The following is a 20,440-nucleotide window of genomic DNA, read 5'->3' as shown; positions in this document are numbered from 1 at the left end:
TTACCCCTGCTGACTTAAGAATTCATCAATCTCTTTACGCCATGGAACAGAAGGCTGAGCGCCTTTACGCGTCACCGCAATCGCGGCGGCGGCATGCGCGAAGCGAATCGCGTCATCCATTGCTTTTCCTTCCAGCAGCGCCGTTACCAGCGCACCGTTGAAGGTGTCACCTGCGGCGATGGTATCAATGGCTTTGACCTTAAAGCCCGGTACGCGACGGCCTTCGCCATTGACGCTAGCCCACACCCCACGGCTGCCGAGGGTGATGATCACGGTGCCGATGCCTTTATCATGCAGCGCAAGCGCGGCACGCGCGGCATCGTCATCATTTTCGACACGGATACCCGTCAGCTTTTCCGCTTCGGTTTCGTTCGGGGTGATGATATCCACCAGCGCCAGCAGCTCGTCTGATAATACACGGGCAGGCGCCGGGTTAAGTACGACAGACGTATGATTTTCATGCGCAATTTTCGCAGCGGCCAGCACGCTTTCAACCGGTGACTCCAGCTGCATCAGCAGGGCTTCCGCTCCGGCGATGATCCCACGCTGCGCTTCGACGCGTTCAGTCGTTAACGCGGCATTAGCCCCCGCATGAATACCGATGACATTCTCACCTTCCGCATTGACGAAAATCAGCGCCACGCCGGTAGATTCCCCTGCAACCACGCTGACGGGTGCGATGTCGATGTTGTCGCTTGCGAGCTGTTTGCGTACGCGCTCGCCGGTATCGTCATCACCCGTACAGGCGATAAACGCGATATTCGCCCCGCTGCGTCCGGCGGCAACTGCCTGGTTTGCGCCCTTACCGCCGAACGCCACCTGATACTGATTGCCGGTGACGGTTTCGCCCGGAGTGGGGAACGTTTCAAGGTTAAGAATGTGATCGGCATTGATACTGCCAAGGACGACGAGGTTGCCTGCGGTTTTCATGTATTGAGGTGTCCATCTGAGAGCGCCACCGGTATTACCCGGTGGCGTATGCCACACTTTTCTTTTATTTGGTGTCCCTCAGGCAGCCAGCGACTGCCTGAATCGCCTTTACTGCTTAATGACCAGTTTCAGGTCAACAGGATATTTGGCCTGAACTTTTTCGCCCTTCAGCACTTTATCGGCAGTTTGCACGCCAGTCGCGCCAATCTGCTCAGGCAGCTGAGCGATGGTCGCAGCCAGTTTGCCATCATTTACTGCTTTTTCACCATCCGGCGTGCCGTCAAATCCGACAACCATCACATCTGATTTACCCGCAGTCTGGAGCGCACGCAGCGCACCGAGCGCCATTTCGTCGTTCTGTGCGAATACCGCCTGCACATCAGGATGCGCGGTCAGCAGGTTCTGCATGACGTTCAGACCCTTTGTACGGTCGAAGTCTGCCGGCTGGCTCGCCAGCACGTTAAATTTGTGCGCCGCTACAGCCTGCTGGAAACCTTCACCACGTTCACGGGCCGCGGAAGTCCCGGCGATACCCTGCAACTCGATCACTTTCGCGCCTTCACCTGCTTTCTTCGCGATGTAGTCACCGGCGATTTTGCCGCCCAGTACGTTATCAGACGCAATATGGCTAACAACGTCGCCTTTGGTCGCCTGACGGTCCAGGGTGATTACCGGGATCTTCGCCTGGTTTGCCATCTTCACGGCGTTACCGACCGCGTCGGAATCGGTTGGGTTGATCAGCAGGATTTTGGTACCACGAACGGTTAAGTCCTGAACGTTAGCCAGCTCTTTCGCCGGGTTGTTCTGAGAATCCAGCACCACCAGGTTGTAACCCAGTTTGTCTGCTTCTTTCTGCGCGCCATCCTTCAGGGAGACGAAGAACGGGTTGTTCAGGGTAGAGACAACCAGCGCGATGGTGTCCTTCGCCATGGCGTTAGCACTTACGGTTGCGCTCAGCGCGACAGCAGAAACCAGGGTAGCCAGTTTTTTCATGTTCATATCTAAGATGTCCTGTAGTGTCGTCAGTTACTGTTTTTTGTTGTCTACCAGTACCGCCAGCAAAATCACCACTGCCTTAACGATCATCTGGTAATAGGAGGAAACACCTAACAAATTCAAGCCATTATTCAGGAAACCTAGGATCAGTGCGCCGATCAATGTCCCAACAATGCGACCTTTACCGCCCGCAAGGCTCGTACCACCCAGAACCACTGCCGCGATGGCATCCAGCTCATAGCCCGTACCCGCCGTTGGCTGCGCGGAAGAGAGGCGCGCCACTTCGATGATGCCCGCCAGAGATGCCAGCAGACCGCACAGGGAGTAAACGATAATTTTAACTTTGTTGACGCTAATACCGGACAGACGCGTTGCCGATTCGTTACCGCCCAGCGCATAAATATAACGACCCAGACGGGTATGATGCAGCATGTACCACGCCGCCAGGAAGACGATAGCCATGATCCAGACTGGCGTCGGAATACCCAGCGGGCGTCCGATACCAAACCAACCAAATAGATCGGCGTTTTCGGTAAAGCCGGTATTCACCGGGCTACCGTTGGTGTACACCATGGTGACGCCGCGCAGCAGCAGCATCATCACCAGCGTGGCAATAAACGCCTGTACGCGGCCTTTTGCCACAATCACGCCGGTTACCGCGCCAATTGCCGCGCCTGCCGCCAGCGCAGCAGCAACGGCTACCAGCGCGTTGACCTCAATACCGACAATCGACGCGGCAATCGCGCCGGTGAGCGCCAGCAGGGAACCGACGGACAGATCGATACCCGAGGTCAAAATCACCAGCGTCATCCCCACCGCCATAATGGCGTTGACGGAGGTCTGCTGAAGAATATTGAACAGGTTATTAACGGTAAAAAAGTTCGGGCTCATGGTCGAGACAATCGCGATCAGCACCAGCAGGGCAATCAGCGATTTTTGTTCCATCAGCCATGCCTTTGTGAAATAGCGGCGACCAGAAACAGCCTGGGTAGTCATCTTCTTACTCCTGATTCACGCGATTAAGCTTGCCCACAGCGGCAGCCATCAGAACTTCCTGGGTGGCCTGCTCGCGAGTGAATTCACCACCGAGATGCCCTTCATGCATGACGATAATGCGATCGCTCATGCCTAATACTTCTGGCATCTCGGAAGAGACCAGAATGATGCTCAGACCGTCGGCCTTGAACTGGTTAATCAGCTGATAGATCTCTTTTTTCGCGCCCACGTCAACGCCGCGAGTTGGCTCATCGAGGATCAGTACTTTCGGGCGAGTCATCAACCCGCGGGCAATCGCCACTTTCTGCTGATTACCGCCGGACAACAGGCCAATCGCCTGCTCCATCGATGGGGTTTTAACGTTAAAGAGACGGATAAAATCGCTGACCGCCTGCTGCTCATCTTTGTGTTTCAGGCTGCCGCCGCTGCGGCTGAAATAGCGTAGCGCGGTCAGGGACATGTTCTCTTTTACCGACATGCCCAGCACTAAGCCGTCACGCTTACGGTCTTCGGAGATATAGACAATGCCGTTCGCCAGGCCATCCTGCGGCGAGCGGGTGACCACCTCATGGCCGTCAAGGGTAACGTAGCCGCTGGTGCGCGGCAGTGCGCCATAGAGCACTTTCATCAGTTCGGTACGTCCCGCGCCCATCAGGCCCGCGACGCCAAGGATCTCGCCCTTGCGCAGGGTAAAGGAGACGTCATCCACACCCGGCCCGCAGAGGTTATCCACCTTCAGGCGGATCTCTCCTGGCGCTTTGTCCAGACGCGGATACTGGTCTTCGAGCTTACGTCCCACCATCATTTCAATCAGCGAATCTTCGGTCAGCGTGGCCACTTCACGCTCGGCAATGAACTGCCCGTCGCGGAAGACGGTGACGTCGTCGCAGATCTCGAAAATTTCTTTCATGCGGTGAGAGATATAGACAATGCCGCGCCCCTGGGATTTCAACTCACGGATCACGCGGAACAGGGATTCGGTTTCGGTATCGGTCAGGGCGTCGGTCGGTTCATCCATAATGATGACCTTCGACTCGAAGCTCAGCACCTTCGCGATCTCCACCATCTGCTGATCGCCGATGGAAAGGTCGCCCACCAGTCGGTCGCTCTTAAAGCGCAGATTCAGCTTCGCCAGCAGTTTGTCCGCTTCGGCATACATGGTTTTCCAGTCGATTTTGCCAAACCGGTTCACGAACTCACGGCCGAGGAAGATGTTCTCCGCAATGGTGAGCTGCGGGATCAGGTTCAGCTCCTGGTGGATGATGCCAATGCCCGCTTCCTGAGAGGATTTCGGGCCGTTGAAGGTGGTCTCTTTACCCAGCCACAGCAGCGAACCGGCATCGCGTTGATAGATCCCGGTCAGCACTTTCATCATGGTGGATTTGCCCGCGCCGTTTTCGCCCACCAGCGCCATTACGCGCCCGGAATAAACGTTCAGCGCCGCGCCAGAGAGGGCTTTAACGCCCGGGAACGACTTATCGATCCCTTTGAGTTGCAGTAATACGTCCATGATGGCCTCAGAAGGTGACGCCAGCACAGAGAATGATATTCGCATACGGGGAACACTCCCCGCTGCGAATCACCGCCTGACTGTCTGCGGTTTGTTGTTTGAACTGCTCGTGCGTTGTGTAACGAATTTCTATGGTGTTTCCCTGGTGCTGTTGCAGTTGCTCAATGTGGCTGAGCAACGTTTCGTGGAGTTGCGGATTATGTTGTTTGATTTCCGCCGCGAGAATGGCCGCCTCAACCTGCATCTCCGCCGTCACGACTTCCAGTACCTGCATGAACGAGGGTACGCCCTGCGTTAACGCCATATCGATACGGGTTGTGCTGCGCGGAACCGGTAAGCCTGCATCGCAAACCACCAGCGTATCGGTATGCCCAAGACGGGAAATTACCGATGATATTTCTGAGTTGAGTACTGTGCCTTTCTTCATTTTTTGCTCCACTAGCGAAACGTTTCGCTAAAAACAGTGTAGCCGCAGAAGTGTTCAGAAAACCATCATGACGTAACGGATTTGTGATCGGCGTCGAAACGTTTCGCTAAGTGAAATGCAAAGGAGGTAAATGCAAAACGGTAACCGTCAGGTTACCGTTTTTTATGTTTGCGCCCTCTCCCTGTGGCTGAGGGTTCCCCACAAATTAATGCGAGCACTGAGCAATCCCCTCGCCCCTCCGGGGAGAGGGTTAGGGTGAGGGGAACATACGGCGGTGGTGGTCATTCCGTTCACTTTATGTTCCTTGCTACTCTGTAACGACATGACCGGTGAACGTGCCAGGGTGGCTCAGTCGCCACCACCCTGGCGACCCGGGCTCCCGGCGGTAAATCGCCGCTTCGCGGTGCCCTCAGCTTATTCCTTCCGGCTTATCGGGTACGGGCGGAGGCAACGTCCCTGTAAAGCCGCCCTCTCGGCGCATCCCTGCGCCTCGCCCCGGCCGGAAGGCAAACGCCTCAGCGATTTACAGCCGGACCAGGGCATCGCTGACAGCCCTCAGTCATTTAGAAAGCAACTTTATTGCTTCTGCATAAAAAAATTACTGGGGATCCCTCAGCCCTGTGGGAGAGGGGCTGGGTGAGGGCATCAGGCCGCACTGAGAATTAAATCTCGACCTGCGTCCCCAGCTCAATCACGCGATTGGGCGGGATCTCAAACTGGTCAGGCGCACGCAGGGCGTTACGTTGCAGGATGAGATACAGCTTGCCGCGCAGGCGCAGATACCATGGGCGCTTGCCGATGATCAGCGACTCGTGGGACATAAAGAACGATGTCTCCATCATGCGGCAACTCAGCCCTTCCAGACCGCAGCGGTGGAATACCTCTTCCACGTTCGGCGTTTCGCGCCAGCCGTAGCTTGCCACCACGCGCCAGAAGGTTGGCGACAGCTGCTCAATCTGTACGCGTCGCACGTTGTGAACATACGGCGCATCTTCGGTACGCAGCGTCAGCAGGATCACGCGCTCGTGCAGCACTTTGTTGTGCTTAAGGTTATGCATCAGCGCAAACGGGATCACGTTCAGCGCACGAGACATATACACCGCCGTACCCGGCACACGCACCGGCGGGGATTTCTCCAGCGAGGCGATCATCGCCTCCAGAGAATTACCGTGCTCATGCATACGACGCAGCAGGCGGAAACGTTCGCTCTTCCACGTCGTCATCACGATGAACATCACCAGACCCAGCGTCAGCGGCAGCCAGCCACCGGAGACAATCTTATCGAGGTTCGCAGAGAACAGCGGTACGTCGATACAGAGGAAGCCAACCAGGATCAGCCCCACCAGGAACTTATTCCAGTGCCAGTTACGGTACGCCACGGTGGTGGAGAGAATAGAGGTCAACACCATCGTTCCGGTTACCGCGATACCGTACGCCGCCGCCAGGTTACTGGAGTGCTCGAAGCTGACGATAACAATCACCACCGCGAAATAGAGCAGCCAGTTGACGAACGGAATGTAGATCTGGCCTGACTCCATCTCAGAGGTATGGATAATGCGCATTGGGGAGAGATAACCCAAACGCACGGCCTGACGCGTCAGGGAGAATACGCCGGAAATAACAGCCTGAGAGGCAATGACCGTCGCCAGCGTCGCCAGGATCAGCATCGGAACCAGCGCCCAGTCCGGCGCCAGCAGGAAGAACGGGTTTTTAATCGCTTCAGGATGGGCAAGCAGCAGCGCGCCCTGGCCGAAGTAATTCAGCACCAGTGAAGGCAGAACAACGCTAAACCAGGCGACGCGAATTGGGAGTTTCCCGAAGTGGCCCATATCTGCATACAGCGCTTCAACACCGGTAATGGAAAGCACTACCGCGCCCAGCGCCACAAACGACACCACTTTATATTCCAGGAAGAAATGCACCGCCCACATTGGGTTCAGCGCGTGCAGGACATCCGGGTTGGCAATAATACTGCGTAAGCCCAGCGCCGCCAGGATCAGGAACCAGGCCAGCATAATAGGCGCGAACAGCTTACCCACCAGCCCGGTACCGTGTTTTTGTATAGCAAACAGCAACGTCAGCACGATAATAGCGAGTGGCACCACCCACGTATCAAGCTGAGGCGCGACAATCTCCAGCCCCTCTATGGCCGACATCACCGAAATCGCTGGCGTAATCACGACTTCCCCATAGAAGAAGCTGCCGCCAATCAGGCCAATGATGACCAGCACGGAGGTCATTCTTGCAGACGTATTGCGCCCAGCAAGGGACATCAGGGTCAGAATACCGCCCTCGCCCGCGTTATCAGCCCGCATAACGAAAGAGAGATACTTAAGGGAGACCACCAGGATCAGCAGCCAGAAGATGAGCGAGAGGAAACCAAATACGGCGTCACGCTCTACACCAAAACCAAACTGACCGGACAAACATTCACGAAGCGTATAAAGCGGGCTGGTGCCGATATCACCGTAGACAACCCCGATCGCTGCAAGCGTTACTGCGGGTAATGATTGCTTATTATCAGTGCTCATAGACTAGTCTTTTCGTTTGAATAACAAATGTGTGCTTAGTCCCTTGGCCCACAAAAAGCGCACAGTATGCACGATTCAATGCAAAATCGTACCCCTAAATGCAGCCGCATTAATGTAGCGCAAAGAAAATAGCGCCGCACTTCAGCCTATTACCAGGCCAGACCGAAACGTCTATACTCGCTTCAATTAGCCGCCACGACGGCGAAAGGATGCAAAACTATTATGGCTCACTCACATTTATTAGCAGAAAGAATTTCCCGCCTCAGCAGTGCGCTGGAGAAAGGCCTTTACGAGCGTAGCCACGCCATTCGCCTCTGTTTACTGGCGGCGCTGAGCGGGGAAAGCGTGTTTCTGCTGGGTCCGCCGGGCATTGCCAAAAGTCTGATCGCACGCCGCCTCAAATTCGCTTTCCAGAACGCTCGCGCATTCGAGTATTTGATGACGCGCTTCTCCACGCCGGAAGAAGTTTTCGGCCCGCTCTCCATTCAGGCGTTAAAAGATGAGGGACGCTATGAACGTCTGACGGCGGGCTATCTCCCGGAAGCGGAAATCGTCTTTCTTGATGAGATCTGGAAAGCCGGCCCGGCCATTCTGAATACCCTGCTGACGGCAATCAACGAACGCCGCTTCCGCAACGGCGCGAGCGAAGAGAAGATCCCCATGCGGTTGCTGGTGGCCGCGTCTAACGAACTTCCCGAAGCCGACAGCAGCCTGGAAGCACTGTATGACCGCATGCTGATCCGCCTGTGGCTGGATAAAGTCCAGGACAAATCGAACTTCCGCTCAATGTTGGTAAGCCAGCAGGACGAAAACGAAAATCCGGTGGCACCATCATTACAGGTCACGGACGAAGAGTATGACCAGTGGCAGGAAGAGATAGGCAAAATTAAGCTGCCCGATGCCGTCTTTGAGCTGATCTTCATGCTGCGCCAGCAGCTTGATTTATTGCCCTCCGCGCCGTACGTCTCCGACCGTCGCTGGAAAAAAGCCATTCGTCTGCTTCAGGCAAGCGCCCTGTTCAGCGGCCGCGATGCTGTCGCCCCCATCGATCTAATCCTGCTGAAAGACTGTCTGTGGCACGACGCAGAAGGGATGAATCTGATGCAGCAGCAGCTGGACGTTTTGATGACCGGGCACGCGTGGGGTCAGCAATCCATGCTTAATCAACTGGGGGCGATTGCCCAACGTCGTCTTCAGCTTCAGCAGCAGCAAAGTGACAAAACCGCGCTGAAGGTGAACCGTCTTGGCGGGATGTTTGCCCGTAAACCGCACTATGAACTGCCAGCCGAGCTGACTGACGCCTCGCTCACGCTTCTTCTTCAGCAGCCGCTGAAGCTTCATGATATGCAGGTGGTGCACGTGACGATCGAACGCGTTGCGCTGGTTCAGTGGCTGGATAAGGGCGGCGAGATCCGCGGTAAACTCAACGGTATCGGCTTTGCACAGCCGCTGTCGATGGAAGTCGACAGCAGCCAGCACCTTGTGATCCGCGACGTCAGCCTTCAGGGATCGCGCCTGGCGCTGCCGGGCACGGCCTCTGACAGTCTTCCGGAGGAGATCAAACAGCAGCTCGAAGCGCTGGATAACGAATGGCATCAGCAGCACACGCGCTTCAGCGAGCAGCAGAAATGCCTCTTTATCCATAGCGACTGGTTAGGTCGCATTGAAGCCAGCTTGCAGGATGTCAGCGCGCAGATTAAACAGGCGCGTCAATGCTAACGCTGGACACGCTTAACGTCATGCTGGCGGTTAGCGAGGAAGGGTTGATCGAAGAGGTCGTCATTACCCTGCTCGCTTCACCGCAGCTGGCGGCCTTCTTTGAAAAATTTCCGAAGCTCAGAAAAGCAATGACGGACGATCTTCCCCGCTGGCGCGATAACCTGCGCCAGCGGTTTAAGGAGACGGAAGTCCCGCCGGAACTGACAGAGGAAGTGGCTGGTTACCAGCAGTGCCAGCGGCTTTCAACGCCGCAGTTTATTGCCCAGCTACAGCAAACCCTGACGCTGCTAGATAACGTTCACTCCCCGTTTGCCAGCCAGGCCAGAGCGCTGGTCACGGACAACCCCAGCTTTACTCCCGCCCTGCATACGCTGTTTTTACAGCGCTGGCGGCTCAGTCTTGTCGTTCAGGCCACCTCTCTCAACCAGCAGTTGCTGGACGAAGAGCGCGAACAGCTGTTAAGCGAAGTTCAGGAGCGGATGACGTTAAGCGGCCAGCTAGAACAGGTGCTGGTGGAGAATGAAAACGCCGCCGGTCGACTCTGGGATATGAGTGCCGGTCAGTTAAAACGTGGCGATTATCAGTTGATCGTGAAGTACGGCGACTTTCTGGCACAACAGCCGGAGCTGATGAAGCTTGCTGAACAGCTTGGTCGTTCCCGGGAGGCCAGGTCAGTTCCAAAGAAAGATGCGCCGATGGAAACCTTTCGTACGCTGGTACGCGAGCCGTCCACCGTACCGGAGCAGGTGGACGGCTTACAGCAAAGCGATGATATCCTGCGCCTGTTGCCTACGGAACTCAGCACGCTGGGAATGACCGAACTGGAGTATGAGTTTTATCGCCGTCTGGTGGAAAAACAGCTTCTTACCTATCGGTTGCATGGCGAAGCCTGGCGCGAAAAAATCAGCCAGCGCCCGGTGGTGCATCAGGACTTTGATGAGCAACCGCGCGGTCCATTCATTGTTTGCGTAGATACGTCCGGATCGATGGGGGGATTTAACGAGCAGTGTGCAAAAGCGTTCTGCCTGGCTCTGATGCGCGTGGCGCTCGCCGATCGTCGTCGCTGCTACATCATGTTATTTTCCAGCGAAGTGGTGGGGTATGAACTGACCAGCCCACAGGGGCTGGAGCAGGCGATCCGCTTTTTAAGCCAGCGCTTTCGCGGCGGCACCGATCTGGCCAGCTGTTTTCGCAGCATCATTGAGCGCATGCAGGGCGGAGACTGGTACGACGCGGATGCGGTGGTGATTTCCGATTTTATTGCCCAGCGGCTGCCGGACGACGTCGTGAATAAAGTGAAGGAGATGCAGCGCGTGCACCAGCACCGTTTCCATGCCGTGGCGATGTCTGCACATGGAAAACCCGGCATCATGCGCATCTTCGATCACATCTGGCGCTTTGATACCGGGTTGCGTAGCCGCCTGCTCAGACGCTGGCGACGTTAATTAAAGAAGAGAACCGACGCTCTCACGTACCTGCTGCGGCCAGACCCCACACTGTACCTGACCGATATGGGACAGTTGCAACAGCAGCATGGTCAGACGAGACTGGCCAATACCACCGCCGATGGTCTGCGGCATTTCACCGCGCAGCAGCGCCTGGTGCCATTCCAGTTGCAGACGATCTTCATCACCGGTCACGGTCAGCTGACGCTTCAGTGCTTCAGCATCCACGCGGATCCCCATCGAAGAGAGTTCAAACGCATCTTCCAGAACCGGGTTCCAGACCAGAATATCGCCGTTTAGACCGGCATATTCGCTCTCGCCCACGGTGCTCCAGTCATCGTAATCCGGCGCACGGACGTCGTGACGTTTACCATCAGACAATTTCCCGCCAATGCCGATCAGGAATACCGCGCCCAGCTCTTTGGCGATCGCGCGTTCACGGCCTTTGGCATCCAGATCCGGGAAACGGCTCAGCAACTCCTGGCTGTGAACAAAGTGGATCGTTTCCGGCAGGAACGGTGCCAGACCAAACTCTTTGCTCACGGCCGCTTCGGTCGCTTTGATCCCGGCGTAGATCGCCTCAACGGTAGATTTCAGCGTACCGACGTGACGCTCGCCGTCACCCATTACGCGCTCCCAGTCCCACTGGTCAACGTAGACAGAGTGAATGGGGGAGAGGCGGTCTTCATCGGGGCGAAGGGCTTTCATATGCGTGTAAAGCCCTTCGCCCGCGCTGAAGTCGTGTTGTCCCAGGGTTTGACGCTTCCACTTCGCCAGGGAATGAACCACTTCGAACTGGGCGTCTGGCAGTGTTTTCACTTTTACCTGTACCGCTTTTTCGCAACCAGACAAGTTATCCTGCGTCCCGTCACCCACGCGGCTCAGAATCGGCGCCTGCACTTCAATAAGGCCAAGCTTCTCTTCCAGCTGCCGAGAAAAATGGGATTTAACGAAACTGATCTGGCGTTGTTTTGCGATGTAAGCGGTTTTCATTATTTATACTCCTGCGTCCTGTTGATACTGATTAAGCAACAGAACAGGCGCTTAATTCAATAACCCATCAACAAAAAGCCACCTTCACTTTTGATTCGTTAAAATAAGACGCTAGAATAGAAGGAATCATTAATCTTCATAAGAAAAACCTATGGAAAATTATCAGATCGACAATCTGGACCGCGGCATTCTGGAAGCGCTCATGGCCAACGCACGCACCGCGTATGCCGAACTGGCGAAACAATTTGGCGTCAGCCCGGGGACCATTCACGTTCGCGTAGAGAAAATGAAGCAGGCCGGGATCATCACCGGCGCACGCATTGATGTCAGCCCGAAGCAACTCGGCTACGACGTCTGCTGCTTCATTGGCATTATTCTGAAAAGCGCCAAAGATTACCCCTCCGCGCTGGAGAAGCTGAACGCGCTGGATGAAGTCACTGAGGCGTACTACACCACCGGGCACTACAGCATCTTTATAAAGGTCATGTGCCGATCCATCGACGCCCTCCAGCAGGTACTTATCAACAAGATCCAAACAATCGATGAAATTCAGTCCACCGAAACCCTGATCTCCCTGCAAAACCCGATCATGCGTACTATCCGCCCGTGATCGGGCAATTTCATTCCCACATTTTCCACAGGTAGATCCCAGCTCGTTCACAGCGTACAATGGCCGCCTCTTTATCTGAGCGAGCGATCAATGGCGGACATTACTCTTATCAGCGGCAGCACCCTGGGCGGTGCGGAATATGTAGCGGAACATCTGGCTGAGAAGCTGGAAGACGCGGGCTTTTCTACACAAACGCTGCACGGACCGCTGCTGGAAGATCTCCCGACTGACGGGGTCTGGCTGCTGATCACCTCCACGCACGGCGCGGGCGATCTGCCGGATAACCTGCAACCTTTATATGACGAACTGCTGGAACAACAGCCCGATCTGGCAAACGTCCGGTTTGGCGCTGTAGGGATCGGCAGCCGTGAATATGACACTTTCTGTGGCGCCATAGAGAAAGTAGAAGCTGCGGTGACCGCCTGCGGAGCAAAACAGCTGGGTGAAACACTGAAGATCAACATCCTCGATCATGATATTCCCGAAGATCCAGCTGAGATCTGGCTCGCGGAATGGAAAAATTTACTCAAAAACGATTAAAGATCGTGCGATCAGATGTGGATAACTCTGGTTAAAAGCTCGTATTAACCCGTAGTTATCCAAAGAACAACGTTAGTTTAGTTTTTGACCTGTGTATAAAGTGGCGATCTGATCCCAGCTTATACGGTCCAGGATCACCGATCATTCACAGCAAACGATCCTTCCTAACTGCATGATCTTATTTATGGGATCGGACTTATCCACAAAGGTCTGCGATCCTAATAAGAGATCACAATAGAACAGATCTCTAAATAAAAAGATCTTCTTTTTAATAGCCCAGGATCCCAATGCTTTCTCGAAAGACTAAAGTTGAGTAGAATCCACGGCCCGGGCTTCAATCCATTTTCATACCGCTTTACGCGAGGCAGACCACCATGTTTTATCAGGATCCTTTTGACGTCATCATCATTGGCGGGGGTCACGCAGGCACTGAGGCCGCAATGGCCGCAGCGCGAATGGGTCAGCAGACCCTGCTTTTGACACACAATATCGACACGCTGGGACAAATGTCCTGTAATCCGGCGATTGGCGGCATTGGGAAAGGACACCTGGTAAAAGAAGTGGATGCACTTGGCGGCCTGATGGCGAAAGCGATCGATCATGCGGGCATTCAGTTTAGGATACTAAACGCGAGTAAAGGACCGGCTGTTCGCGCCACCCGTGCACAGGCAGACCGCGTGCTTTACCGTCAGGCTGTGCGCACCGCGCTGGAAAACCAACCGAACCTGATGATCTTCCAGCAGGCTGTAGAAGATCTTATCGTGGAAAACGATCGTGTTGTTGGCGCCGTGACCCAGATGGGTCTCAAGTTCCGCGCAAAAGCGGTGGTGCTGACGGTCGGGACATTCCTGGACGGTAAAATCCATATTGGTCTGGACAACTACAGCGGTGGCCGTGCGGGCGATCCGCCGTCGATTCCGCTGTCTCGTCGTCTGCGTGAGCTGCCGCTGCGCGTAAGCCGCCTGAAAACCGGTACGCCGCCGCGAATTGATGCGCGTACCATTGATTTCAGCGTACTGGCACAGCAGCACGGTGATAACCCGATGCCGGTGTTCTCGTTCATGGGCAATGCGGCGCAACATCCGCAGCAGGTGCCGTGCTACATCACGCACACCAATGAAAAAACCCATGACGTGATCCGCAGCAACCTCGATCGCAGCCCAATGTACGCCGGCGTGATCGAAGGGATCGGCCCACGTTATTGCCCGTCGATCGAAGATAAAGTGATGCGCTTTGCCGATCGTAACCAGCATCAGATCTTCCTCGAACCTGAAGGGCTGACCTCGAACGAAATTTACCCGAACGGCATCTCCACCAGCCTGCCGTTCGACGTGCAGATGCAGATTGTGCGTTCAATGCAGGGGATGGAAAACGCGAAGATCGTTCGTCCTGGCTACGCTATTGAGTACGATTTCTTCGATCCGCGTGACCTGAAGCCGACGCTGGAAAGCAAATTCATCCAGGGTCTGTTCTTCGCAGGCCAGATTAACGGCACCACCGGGTACGAAGAAGCTGCCGCACAAGGGCTGCTGGCCGGTCTGAACGCCGCTCGCTTCTCTGCCGAGAAAGAGGGCTGGGCACCAGCGCGTTCTCAGGCTTACCTGGGCGTTCTGGTCGACGATCTCTGCACGCTGGGGACCAAAGAACCGTACCGCATGTTTACTTCTCGTGCGGAATATCGCCTGATGCTGCGCGAAGACAATGCCGATCTGCGTCTGACCGAGGTGGGCCGCGAATTGGGTCTGGTGGATGACGAACGCTGGGCGCGCTTCAACGAGAAGCTAGAGCGTATCGAACAGGAACGTCAGCGCCTGAAAACCACCTGGGTGAATCCGCAGGCGGAAACTGCTGCTGAAGTGAACGCTCACTTAACTGCGCCGCTTTCGCGCGAAGCCAGTGGTGAAGATCTGTTGCGCCGTCCTGAAGTCACCTACGAGAATCTGGTCAAACTGACCGCGTTCGCACCGGGCCTTGAAGACGCTGAAGCGGCTGAACAGGTCGAGATTCAGGTGAAATACGAAGGTTACATCGCGCGTCAGCAGGATGAGATCGAAAAACAGCAGCGCAACGAAAATACGCTGCTGCCGGAAATGCTGGACTATCGTCAGGTGACGGGGCTTTCCAACGAAGTGATCGCTAAGCTGAACGATCACAAACCTGTGTCGATTGGCCAGGCCTCACGTATCTCCGGTGTCACACCTGCCGCGATTTCGATTCTGCTGGTGTGGCTGAAAAAGCAGGGTATGCTGCGCCGCAGCGCGTAATTAACATTGCTTTTGGCGGGTGGCGCTTCGCTTACCCGCCCTACTTAATCGTAGGCCCGGTAAGCGGCTGTGCCACCGGGCGAAAAATCTCTTAACAGGTATCCACCGTGCTCAATAAACTCTCTCGTCTGCTGGAACAGGCAGGTATTTCGCTCACCGATCACCAGAAAAATCAGCTGGTGGCCTATGTCGATATGCTGAACAAATGGAATAAAGCGTACAACCTCACCTCCGTACGCGATCCCAACGAGATGCTGATTCGCCATATTCTCGATAGCATCGTTGTGGCGCCGTATCTTACCGGTGAACGTTTTATCGACGTGGGCACCGGTCCGGGCTTGCCGGGCGTTCCGTTGTCTATTGTTCGACCGGAGAGTCATTTCACGCTGCTGGACAGTCTGGGCAAGCGCGTACGCTTTTTACGACAGGTTCAGCATGAGCTGAAGCTGGAAAACATCACGCCCGTGCAGAGCAGGGTAGAGGAGTTCCCGGCAGAGCCACCGTTTGACGGCGTTATCAGCCGCGCGTTTGCCTCACTCAATGACATGGTGAGCTGGTGCAAACACCTGCCGGCGGATAAGGGCCGTTTTTATGCGCTGAAAGGACAACTTCCGGGGGACGAAATAGAGCAGCTTCCGGACGGTTTTGCAGTGGAATCCATTGAAAAACTCCAGATCCCTCAGCTCGAAGGTGAGCGTCATCTGGTGATAATTAAGCCAAACACATTTTAAAAAATTAATAAAAAATGTGGAATTTGTGCTGTTCTGATGGTGTTAAAAAGCAGCACATCCAGTCAGATTTGGCCGTAGTTAATTTAACCTTGTTGTCACCATGGATTTTCTTATGGTTAACCTGAAGTGATTCGTTCACCCTGAAGATAGTCAACCATGAAAATATCAGCCTGCTAAAAGTGGGTAAAGGCAACAAGAATGAAATGTTAAATATTTATTAAGAATGTCAATAAAAGGTTTTTGTTGTATACGGCTCTGTTTTAAAAATAGTTGCGATTTTTTTGCTTTAATTTCAATCGGATGAAATAAATCGTTTTACGTCTTTGATAAATACCACTTTATCGCAAATGTGTATTTTGTGATCTCGTGCACGCTTTATCACCAACGTTTCCGCGCTGTTTGCAGTTTTGCCTGAAGGTTGGCACTGAGTTCAAAAGTTGAAAAATAGGACTGGGGAAAAATATTTAAACATTTATTCACCTTTTCGCTACTTAATGTTTGAAATCACGGGTACGCACCGTATAATTTGACCGCTTTTTGATGCTTGACTCTGAGCCTTAAAGGACGTTTTATACGACACGCGGCATACCTCGAAGGGAGCAGGAGTAAAAACGTGATGTCTGTGTCGCTCTTGAGTAGAAACGTTGCTCGTAAGCTTCTGTTCATTCAGTTTCTGGCTGTGATAGCAAGTGGACTGCTGTTTAGCCTCAAAGACCCCTTCTGGGGCATCTCCGCCGCGTGCGGAGGTTTGGCGGTGGTTCTGCCAAACGTGTTGTTTATGATTTTTGCCTGGCGTCATCAGGCGCATACACCCGCCAAAGGCCGCGTGGCCTGGTCCTTCGCTCTCGGCGAAGTGTGTAAGGTGTTGCTGACCTTTGCTCTACTGGTGATGGCGCTGGCGGTTTTGAAAGTGGTATTCATGCCGCTGATAGCAACGTGGGTTTTGGTGCTGGTGGTACAAGTTCTGGCTCCAGCTGTAATCAATAACAAAGGGTAAAAGGCATCATGGCTTCAGAAAATATGACGCCGCAGGATTACATAGGTCACCATCTGAATAACCTTCAGCTGGACCTGCGTACATTCTCGCTGGTGGATCCACATAACCCCCCGGCCACCTTCTGGACGATCAACATCGACTCCATGTTCTTCTCGGTGGTTTTGGGTCTTCTGTTCCTGGCCATGTTCCGCGGTGTTGCTAAACGAGCGACCAGCGGTGTTCCAGGGAAATTCCAGACGTTCATCGAGATGATCATCGGCTTCGTCCATGGCAGCGTCAAAGACATGTACCATGGTAAGAGCAAGCTGATTGCTCCGCTGGCCCTGACCGTGTTCGTTTGGGTCTTCCTGATGAACCTGATGGACCTTCTGCCTATCGATTTCCTGCCGTGGATCGGCGAACATGTCTTCGGTCTGCCTGCCCTGCGCGTGGTTCCGTCTGCCGACGTGAACATCACCCTGTCGATGGCGCTGGGCGTATTTATCCTGATTCTTTTCTACAGCATCAAAATGAAAGGCGTAAGCGGCTTTGTGAAAGAGCTTACCTTGCAGCCGTTCAACCACTGGGCGTTTATTCCGGTCAACCTGATCCTGGAAGGCGTTAGCCTGCTGTCCAAACCTGTTTCACTGGGTCTGCGACTGTTCGGCAACATGTATGCGGGTGAGCTGATTTTCATTCTGATCGCGGGTCTTCTGCCGTGGTGGTCACAGTGGATTCTGAATGTGCCATGGGCCATTTTCCACATCCTGATCATTACGCTGCAAGCCTTTATCTTCATGGTTCTGACGATCGTCTATCTGTCGATGGCGTCTGAAGAGCACTGATTTTTTACCAACACTACTACGTTTTAATTGAAACAAACTGGAGACTGTCATGGAAAACCTGAATATGGATCTGCTGTACATGGCTGCCGCTGTGATGATGGGTCTGGCGGCTATCGGTGCTGCGATCGGTATCGGCATCCTCGGGGGCAAATTCCTGGAAGGCGCAGCGCGTCAACCTGATCTGATTCCTCTGCTGCGTACTCAGTTCTTTATCGTTATGGGTCTGGTGGATGCAATCCCAATGATCGCTGTAGGTCTGGGTCTGTACGTGATGTTTGCTGTCGCGTAGTAGTTGTTTTAAAACCCCAAGCCACAGAAATTTAAGAGGTATTGTGCTGTGAACATGAACGCAACAATCCTCGGCCAGGCCATCGCGTTTATTCTCTTTGTCTGGTTCTGCATGAAGTATGTATGGCCGCCTTTAATGGCTGCCATCGAAAAACGTCAGAAAGAAATTGCTGACGGTCTGGCTTCCGCAGAACGCGCTAAGAAAGATTTGGACCTTGCACAGGCCAACGCGACAGACCAGCTGAAAAAAGCGAAAGCTGAAGCTCAGGTAATCATTGAACAGGCTAACAAACGCCGTTCTCAGATCCTGGACGAAGCCAAAGCTGAAGCAGAACAGGAACGTACTAAGATCGTGACACAGGCTCAGGCTGAAATTGAAGCTGAGCGTAAACGTGCTCGTGAAGAACTGCGTAAGCAGGTTGCGATTCTGGCTGTTGCTGGCGCCGAGAAGATCATCGAACGTTCCGTGGATGAAGCTGCTAACAGCGACATCGTGGACAAACTTGTCGCTGAACTGTAAGGAGGGAGGGGCTGATGTCTGAATTTGTTACGGTAGCTCGCCCCTACGCCAAAGCAGCTTTTGACTTTGCTGTCGAACACCAAAATGTCGATCGCTGGCAGAATATGCTGGCGTTTGCCGCTGAGGTGACGAAAAACGAACAAATGGCCGAGTTGCTTTCTGGTGCGTTAGCGCCTGAAACCCTCGCCGCGTCGTTTATCGCCGTGTGCGGAGAGCAACTGGATGCCAACGGCCAGAACCTGATTAAGGTGATGGCGGAAAATGGTCGTCTCCGTGTGCTCCCGGATGTTCTCGAGCAGTTTGAGCACTTACGTGCCCTTAGTGAAGCTACCGCTGAAGTTGAAGTAACTTCCGCGACTGAACTGAGTGATGAACAGCTTGCGAAAATCACCGCCGCGATGGAAAAACGTCTGTCACGCAAAGTTAAGCTGAATTGCAAAATCGATAAGTCTGTAATGGCAGGCGTAATCATCCGTTCGGGTGATATGGTCATTGATGGCAGCGTACGCGGCCGTCTTGAGCGCCTTGCAGACGTCTTGCAGTCTTAAGGGGACTGGAGCATGCAACTGAATTCCACCGAAATCAGCGAACTGATCAAGCAGCGCATTGCTCAGTTCAGTGTTGTGAGTGAAGCTCACAACGAAGGTACTATTGTTTCTGTAAGTGACGGTGTTATCCGCATCCACGGCCTGGCCGATTGTATGCAGGGTGAGATGATTTCCCTGCCGGGTAACCGTTACGCTATCGCACTGAACCTGGAGCGCGACTCCGTAGGTGCCGTTGTGATGGGTCCATACGCTGACCTTGCCGAAGGCATGAAGGTTAAGTGTACTGGCCGTATTCTGGAAGTGCCGGTTGGCCGTGGCCTGCTGGGTCGCGTTGTTAACACCCTGGGTGCGCCAATCGACGGTAAAGGTCCGGTTGAGCACGATGGCTTCTCTCCAATCGAAGTTATCGCACCAGGCGTTATCGACCGTCAGTCCGTTGATCAGCCAGTGCAGACGGGTTATAAGTCCGTTGATGCCATGATCCCAATCGGTCGTGGTCAGCGTGAACTGATCATCGGTGACCGTCAGACCGGTAAAACCGCGATGGCAATCGACGCCATCATCAACCAGCGTGATTCCGGCATCAAATGTGTGTACGTGGCTATCGGCCAGAAAGCGTCCACCATTTCCAACGTGGTTCGTAAACTGGAAGAGCACGGCGCACTGTCTAACACCATCGTTGTGGTAGCTACCGCGTCTGAATCTGCTGCACTGCAATACCTGGCACCATACGCTGGTTGCGCAATGGGCGAATACTTCCGTGACCGCGGTGAAGATGCGCTGATCGTATACGATGACCTGTCTAAACAGGCTGTTGCTTATCGTCAGGTTTCCCTGCTGCTCCGTCGTCCACCAGGACGTGAAGCATTCCCGGGCGACGTATTCTACCTCCACTCTCGTCTGCTGGAGCGTGCTTCCCGCGTTAATGCGGAATACGTCGAGAACTTCACCAAAGGTGAAGTGAAGGGTAAAACAGGTTCTCTGACCGCTCTGCCGATCATTGAAACCCAGGCGGGTGACGTTTCTGCGTTCGTTCCGACCAACGTAATCTCCATTACCGATGGTCAGATCTTCCTGGAAACCAACCTGTTTAACTCCGGTATTCGTCCGGCGGTTAACCCGGGTATCTCCGTATCCCGTGTGGGTGGTGCTGCTCAGACCAAGATCATCAAGAAGCTGTCCGGTGGTATCCGTACCGCGCTGGCACAGTATCGTGAACTGGCTGCGTTCTCTCAGTTCGCATCCGATCTGGACGAAGCAACCCGTAAACAGCTGAGCCACGGTCAGAAAGTGACCGAGCTGCTGAAGCAGAAACAGTACGCGCCAATGTCTGTTGCTCAGCAGGGCCTGGTACTGTTCGCGGCTGAACGCGGTTACCTCGAAGATGTGGAACTGGCGAAAATCGGTAGCTTCGAAGCCGCTCTGCTGGCTTACGTCGACCGTGATCACGCTCCGCTGATGCAAGAGATCAACCAGACCGGTGGCTATAACGACGAAATCGAAGGCAAGCTGAAAGCTATCCTCGATTCCTTCAAAGCAACCCAATCCTGGTAATCGTCCGGCGGCTTGTC

General features: G+C 54.2%; 19 protein-coding genes. 12 read left to right on the top strand and 7 right to left on the bottom strand.

Annotated features, from left to right (window positions below):
- The 6 genes from rbsK to kup all read right to left on the bottom strand — a co-directional run bounded on the left by rbsK (position 1) and on the right by kup (position 7,390).
- Positions 1–930: a ribokinase gene (rbsK, locus tag AC4OVS_RS22280; RefSeq protein ID WP_003862399.1), complete on the bottom strand. Its 930-nt coding sequence runs from the start codon at positions 928–930 to the stop codon at positions 1–3.
- A 108-nt stretch (positions 931–1,038) separates the two neighbouring features.
- Complete coding sequence (rbsB, locus tag AC4OVS_RS22275) at positions 1,039–1,929, bottom strand: ribose ABC transporter substrate-binding protein RbsB (RefSeq protein WP_003862397.1); 891 nt, start codon at positions 1,927–1,929, stop codon at positions 1,039–1,041.
- Between the two features lie 27 nt (positions 1,930–1,956).
- Positions 1,957–2,922, bottom strand: a complete 966-nt coding sequence (gene rbsC / locus AC4OVS_RS22270) for a ribose ABC transporter permease (RefSeq protein ID WP_022649866.1) — start codon at positions 2,920–2,922, stop codon at positions 1,957–1,959.
- Between the two features lie 4 nt (positions 2,923–2,926).
- Complete coding sequence (gene rbsA / locus AC4OVS_RS22265; protein ID WP_150312272.1) at positions 2,927–4,432, bottom strand: ribose ABC transporter ATP-binding protein RbsA; 1,506 nt, start codon at positions 4,430–4,432, stop codon at positions 2,927–2,929.
- Positions 4,433–4,439: 7 nt separating this feature from the next.
- Positions 4,440–4,859, bottom strand: coding sequence for a D-ribose pyranase (gene rbsD / locus AC4OVS_RS22260; protein WP_003862392.1), 420 nt, complete (start codon positions 4,857–4,859; stop codon positions 4,440–4,442).
- 662 nt (positions 4,860–5,521) lie between these two features.
- Positions 5,522–7,390 carry a low affinity potassium transporter Kup gene (kup, locus tag AC4OVS_RS22255; protein WP_006808744.1) on the bottom strand — a complete coding sequence of 623 codons (1,869 nt, stop codon included), beginning with the start codon at positions 7,388–7,390 and terminating at the stop codon, positions 5,522–5,524.
- A gap of 222 nt (positions 7,391–7,612) precedes the next feature.
- On the opposite strand from kup, the gene ravA reads away from it, so the two are divergent.
- Together ravA and viaA are read left to right on the top strand one after the other, a co-directional pair.
- Positions 7,613–9,109, top strand: coding sequence for an ATPase RavA (ravA, locus tag AC4OVS_RS22250; protein WP_022649869.1), 1,497 nt, complete (start codon positions 7,613–7,615; stop codon positions 9,107–9,109).
- Positions 9,103–10,554, top strand: coding sequence for an ATPase RavA stimulator ViaA (gene viaA, locus AC4OVS_RS22245; protein ID WP_048966198.1), 1,452 nt, complete (start codon positions 9,103–9,105; stop codon positions 10,552–10,554). Before ravA ends, viaA begins: the two co-directional genes overlap by 7 nt.
- On the opposite strand, the gene asnA is transcribed toward viaA, so the two are convergent.
- Complete coding sequence (gene asnA, locus AC4OVS_RS22240; RefSeq protein WP_491922722.1) at positions 10,555–11,547, bottom strand: aspartate--ammonia ligase; 993 nt, start codon at positions 11,545–11,547, stop codon at positions 10,555–10,557. It abuts the gene before it with no gap.
- Between the two features lie 151 nt (positions 11,548–11,698).
- Here asnA and asnC point away from each other — a divergent pair, with 151 nt between their 5' ends.
- The 10 genes from asnC (at position 11,699) to atpA (ending at position 20,423) form a co-directional block, all read left to right on the top strand.
- Complete coding sequence (asnC, locus tag AC4OVS_RS22235; protein ID WP_003862383.1) at positions 11,699–12,157, top strand: transcriptional regulator AsnC; 459 nt, start codon at positions 11,699–11,701, stop codon at positions 12,155–12,157.
- 90 nt (positions 12,158–12,247) lie between these two features.
- Positions 12,248–12,697 carry an FMN-binding protein MioC gene (mioC, locus tag AC4OVS_RS22230; RefSeq protein WP_032626719.1) on the top strand — a complete coding sequence of 150 codons (450 nt, stop codon included), beginning with the start codon at positions 12,248–12,250 and terminating at the stop codon, positions 12,695–12,697.
- A gap of 374 nt (positions 12,698–13,071) precedes the next feature.
- Positions 13,072–14,961 (top strand): tRNA uridine-5-carboxymethylaminomethyl(34) synthesis enzyme MnmG, encoded by a 1,890-nt coding sequence (gene mnmG, locus AC4OVS_RS22225; RefSeq protein ID WP_022649871.1) that lies wholly within the window; start codon positions 13,072–13,074, stop codon positions 14,959–14,961.
- A gap of 107 nt (positions 14,962–15,068) precedes the next feature.
- Positions 15,069–15,692, top strand: a complete 624-nt coding sequence (rsmG, locus tag AC4OVS_RS22220) for a 16S rRNA (guanine(527)-N(7))-methyltransferase RsmG (RefSeq protein ID WP_022649872.1) — start codon at positions 15,069–15,071, stop codon at positions 15,690–15,692.
- Positions 15,693–16,308: 616 nt separating this feature from the next.
- Positions 16,309–16,689 (top strand): F0F1 ATP synthase subunit I, encoded by a 381-nt coding sequence (gene atpI / locus AC4OVS_RS22215; RefSeq protein WP_003862375.1) that lies wholly within the window; start codon positions 16,309–16,311, stop codon positions 16,687–16,689.
- Positions 16,690–16,697: 8 nt separating this feature from the next.
- Positions 16,698–17,513: a F0F1 ATP synthase subunit A gene (atpB, locus tag AC4OVS_RS22210; RefSeq protein WP_022649873.1), complete on the top strand. Its 816-nt coding sequence runs from the start codon at positions 16,698–16,700 to the stop codon at positions 17,511–17,513.
- 49 nt (positions 17,514–17,562) lie between these two features.
- A complete protein-coding gene (atpE, locus tag AC4OVS_RS22205) occupies positions 17,563–17,802 on the top strand; it encodes a F0F1 ATP synthase subunit C (RefSeq protein WP_000429386.1) in 240 nt (79 codons plus the stop codon).
- A gap of 48 nt (positions 17,803–17,850) precedes the next feature.
- Positions 17,851–18,321 carry a F0F1 ATP synthase subunit B gene (gene atpF, locus AC4OVS_RS22200; RefSeq protein ID WP_003862370.1) on the top strand — a complete coding sequence of 157 codons (471 nt, stop codon included), beginning with the start codon at positions 17,851–17,853 and terminating at the stop codon, positions 18,319–18,321.
- Positions 18,322–18,335: 14 nt separating this feature from the next.
- Positions 18,336–18,869 carry a F0F1 ATP synthase subunit delta gene (gene atpH / locus AC4OVS_RS22195; RefSeq protein WP_003862369.1) on the top strand — a complete coding sequence of 178 codons (534 nt, stop codon included), beginning with the start codon at positions 18,336–18,338 and terminating at the stop codon, positions 18,867–18,869.
- A gap of 12 nt (positions 18,870–18,881) precedes the next feature.
- Complete coding sequence (atpA, locus tag AC4OVS_RS22190; protein WP_006808751.1) at positions 18,882–20,423, top strand: F0F1 ATP synthase subunit alpha; 1,542 nt, start codon at positions 18,882–18,884, stop codon at positions 20,421–20,423.
- The last annotated feature ends 17 nt before the right edge of the window (positions 20,424–20,440 follow it).

The organism is Enterobacter sp. 4974935 (genome assembly GCF_058661735.1).
This window is presented reverse-complemented; position numbering and strand designations above follow the sequence as displayed.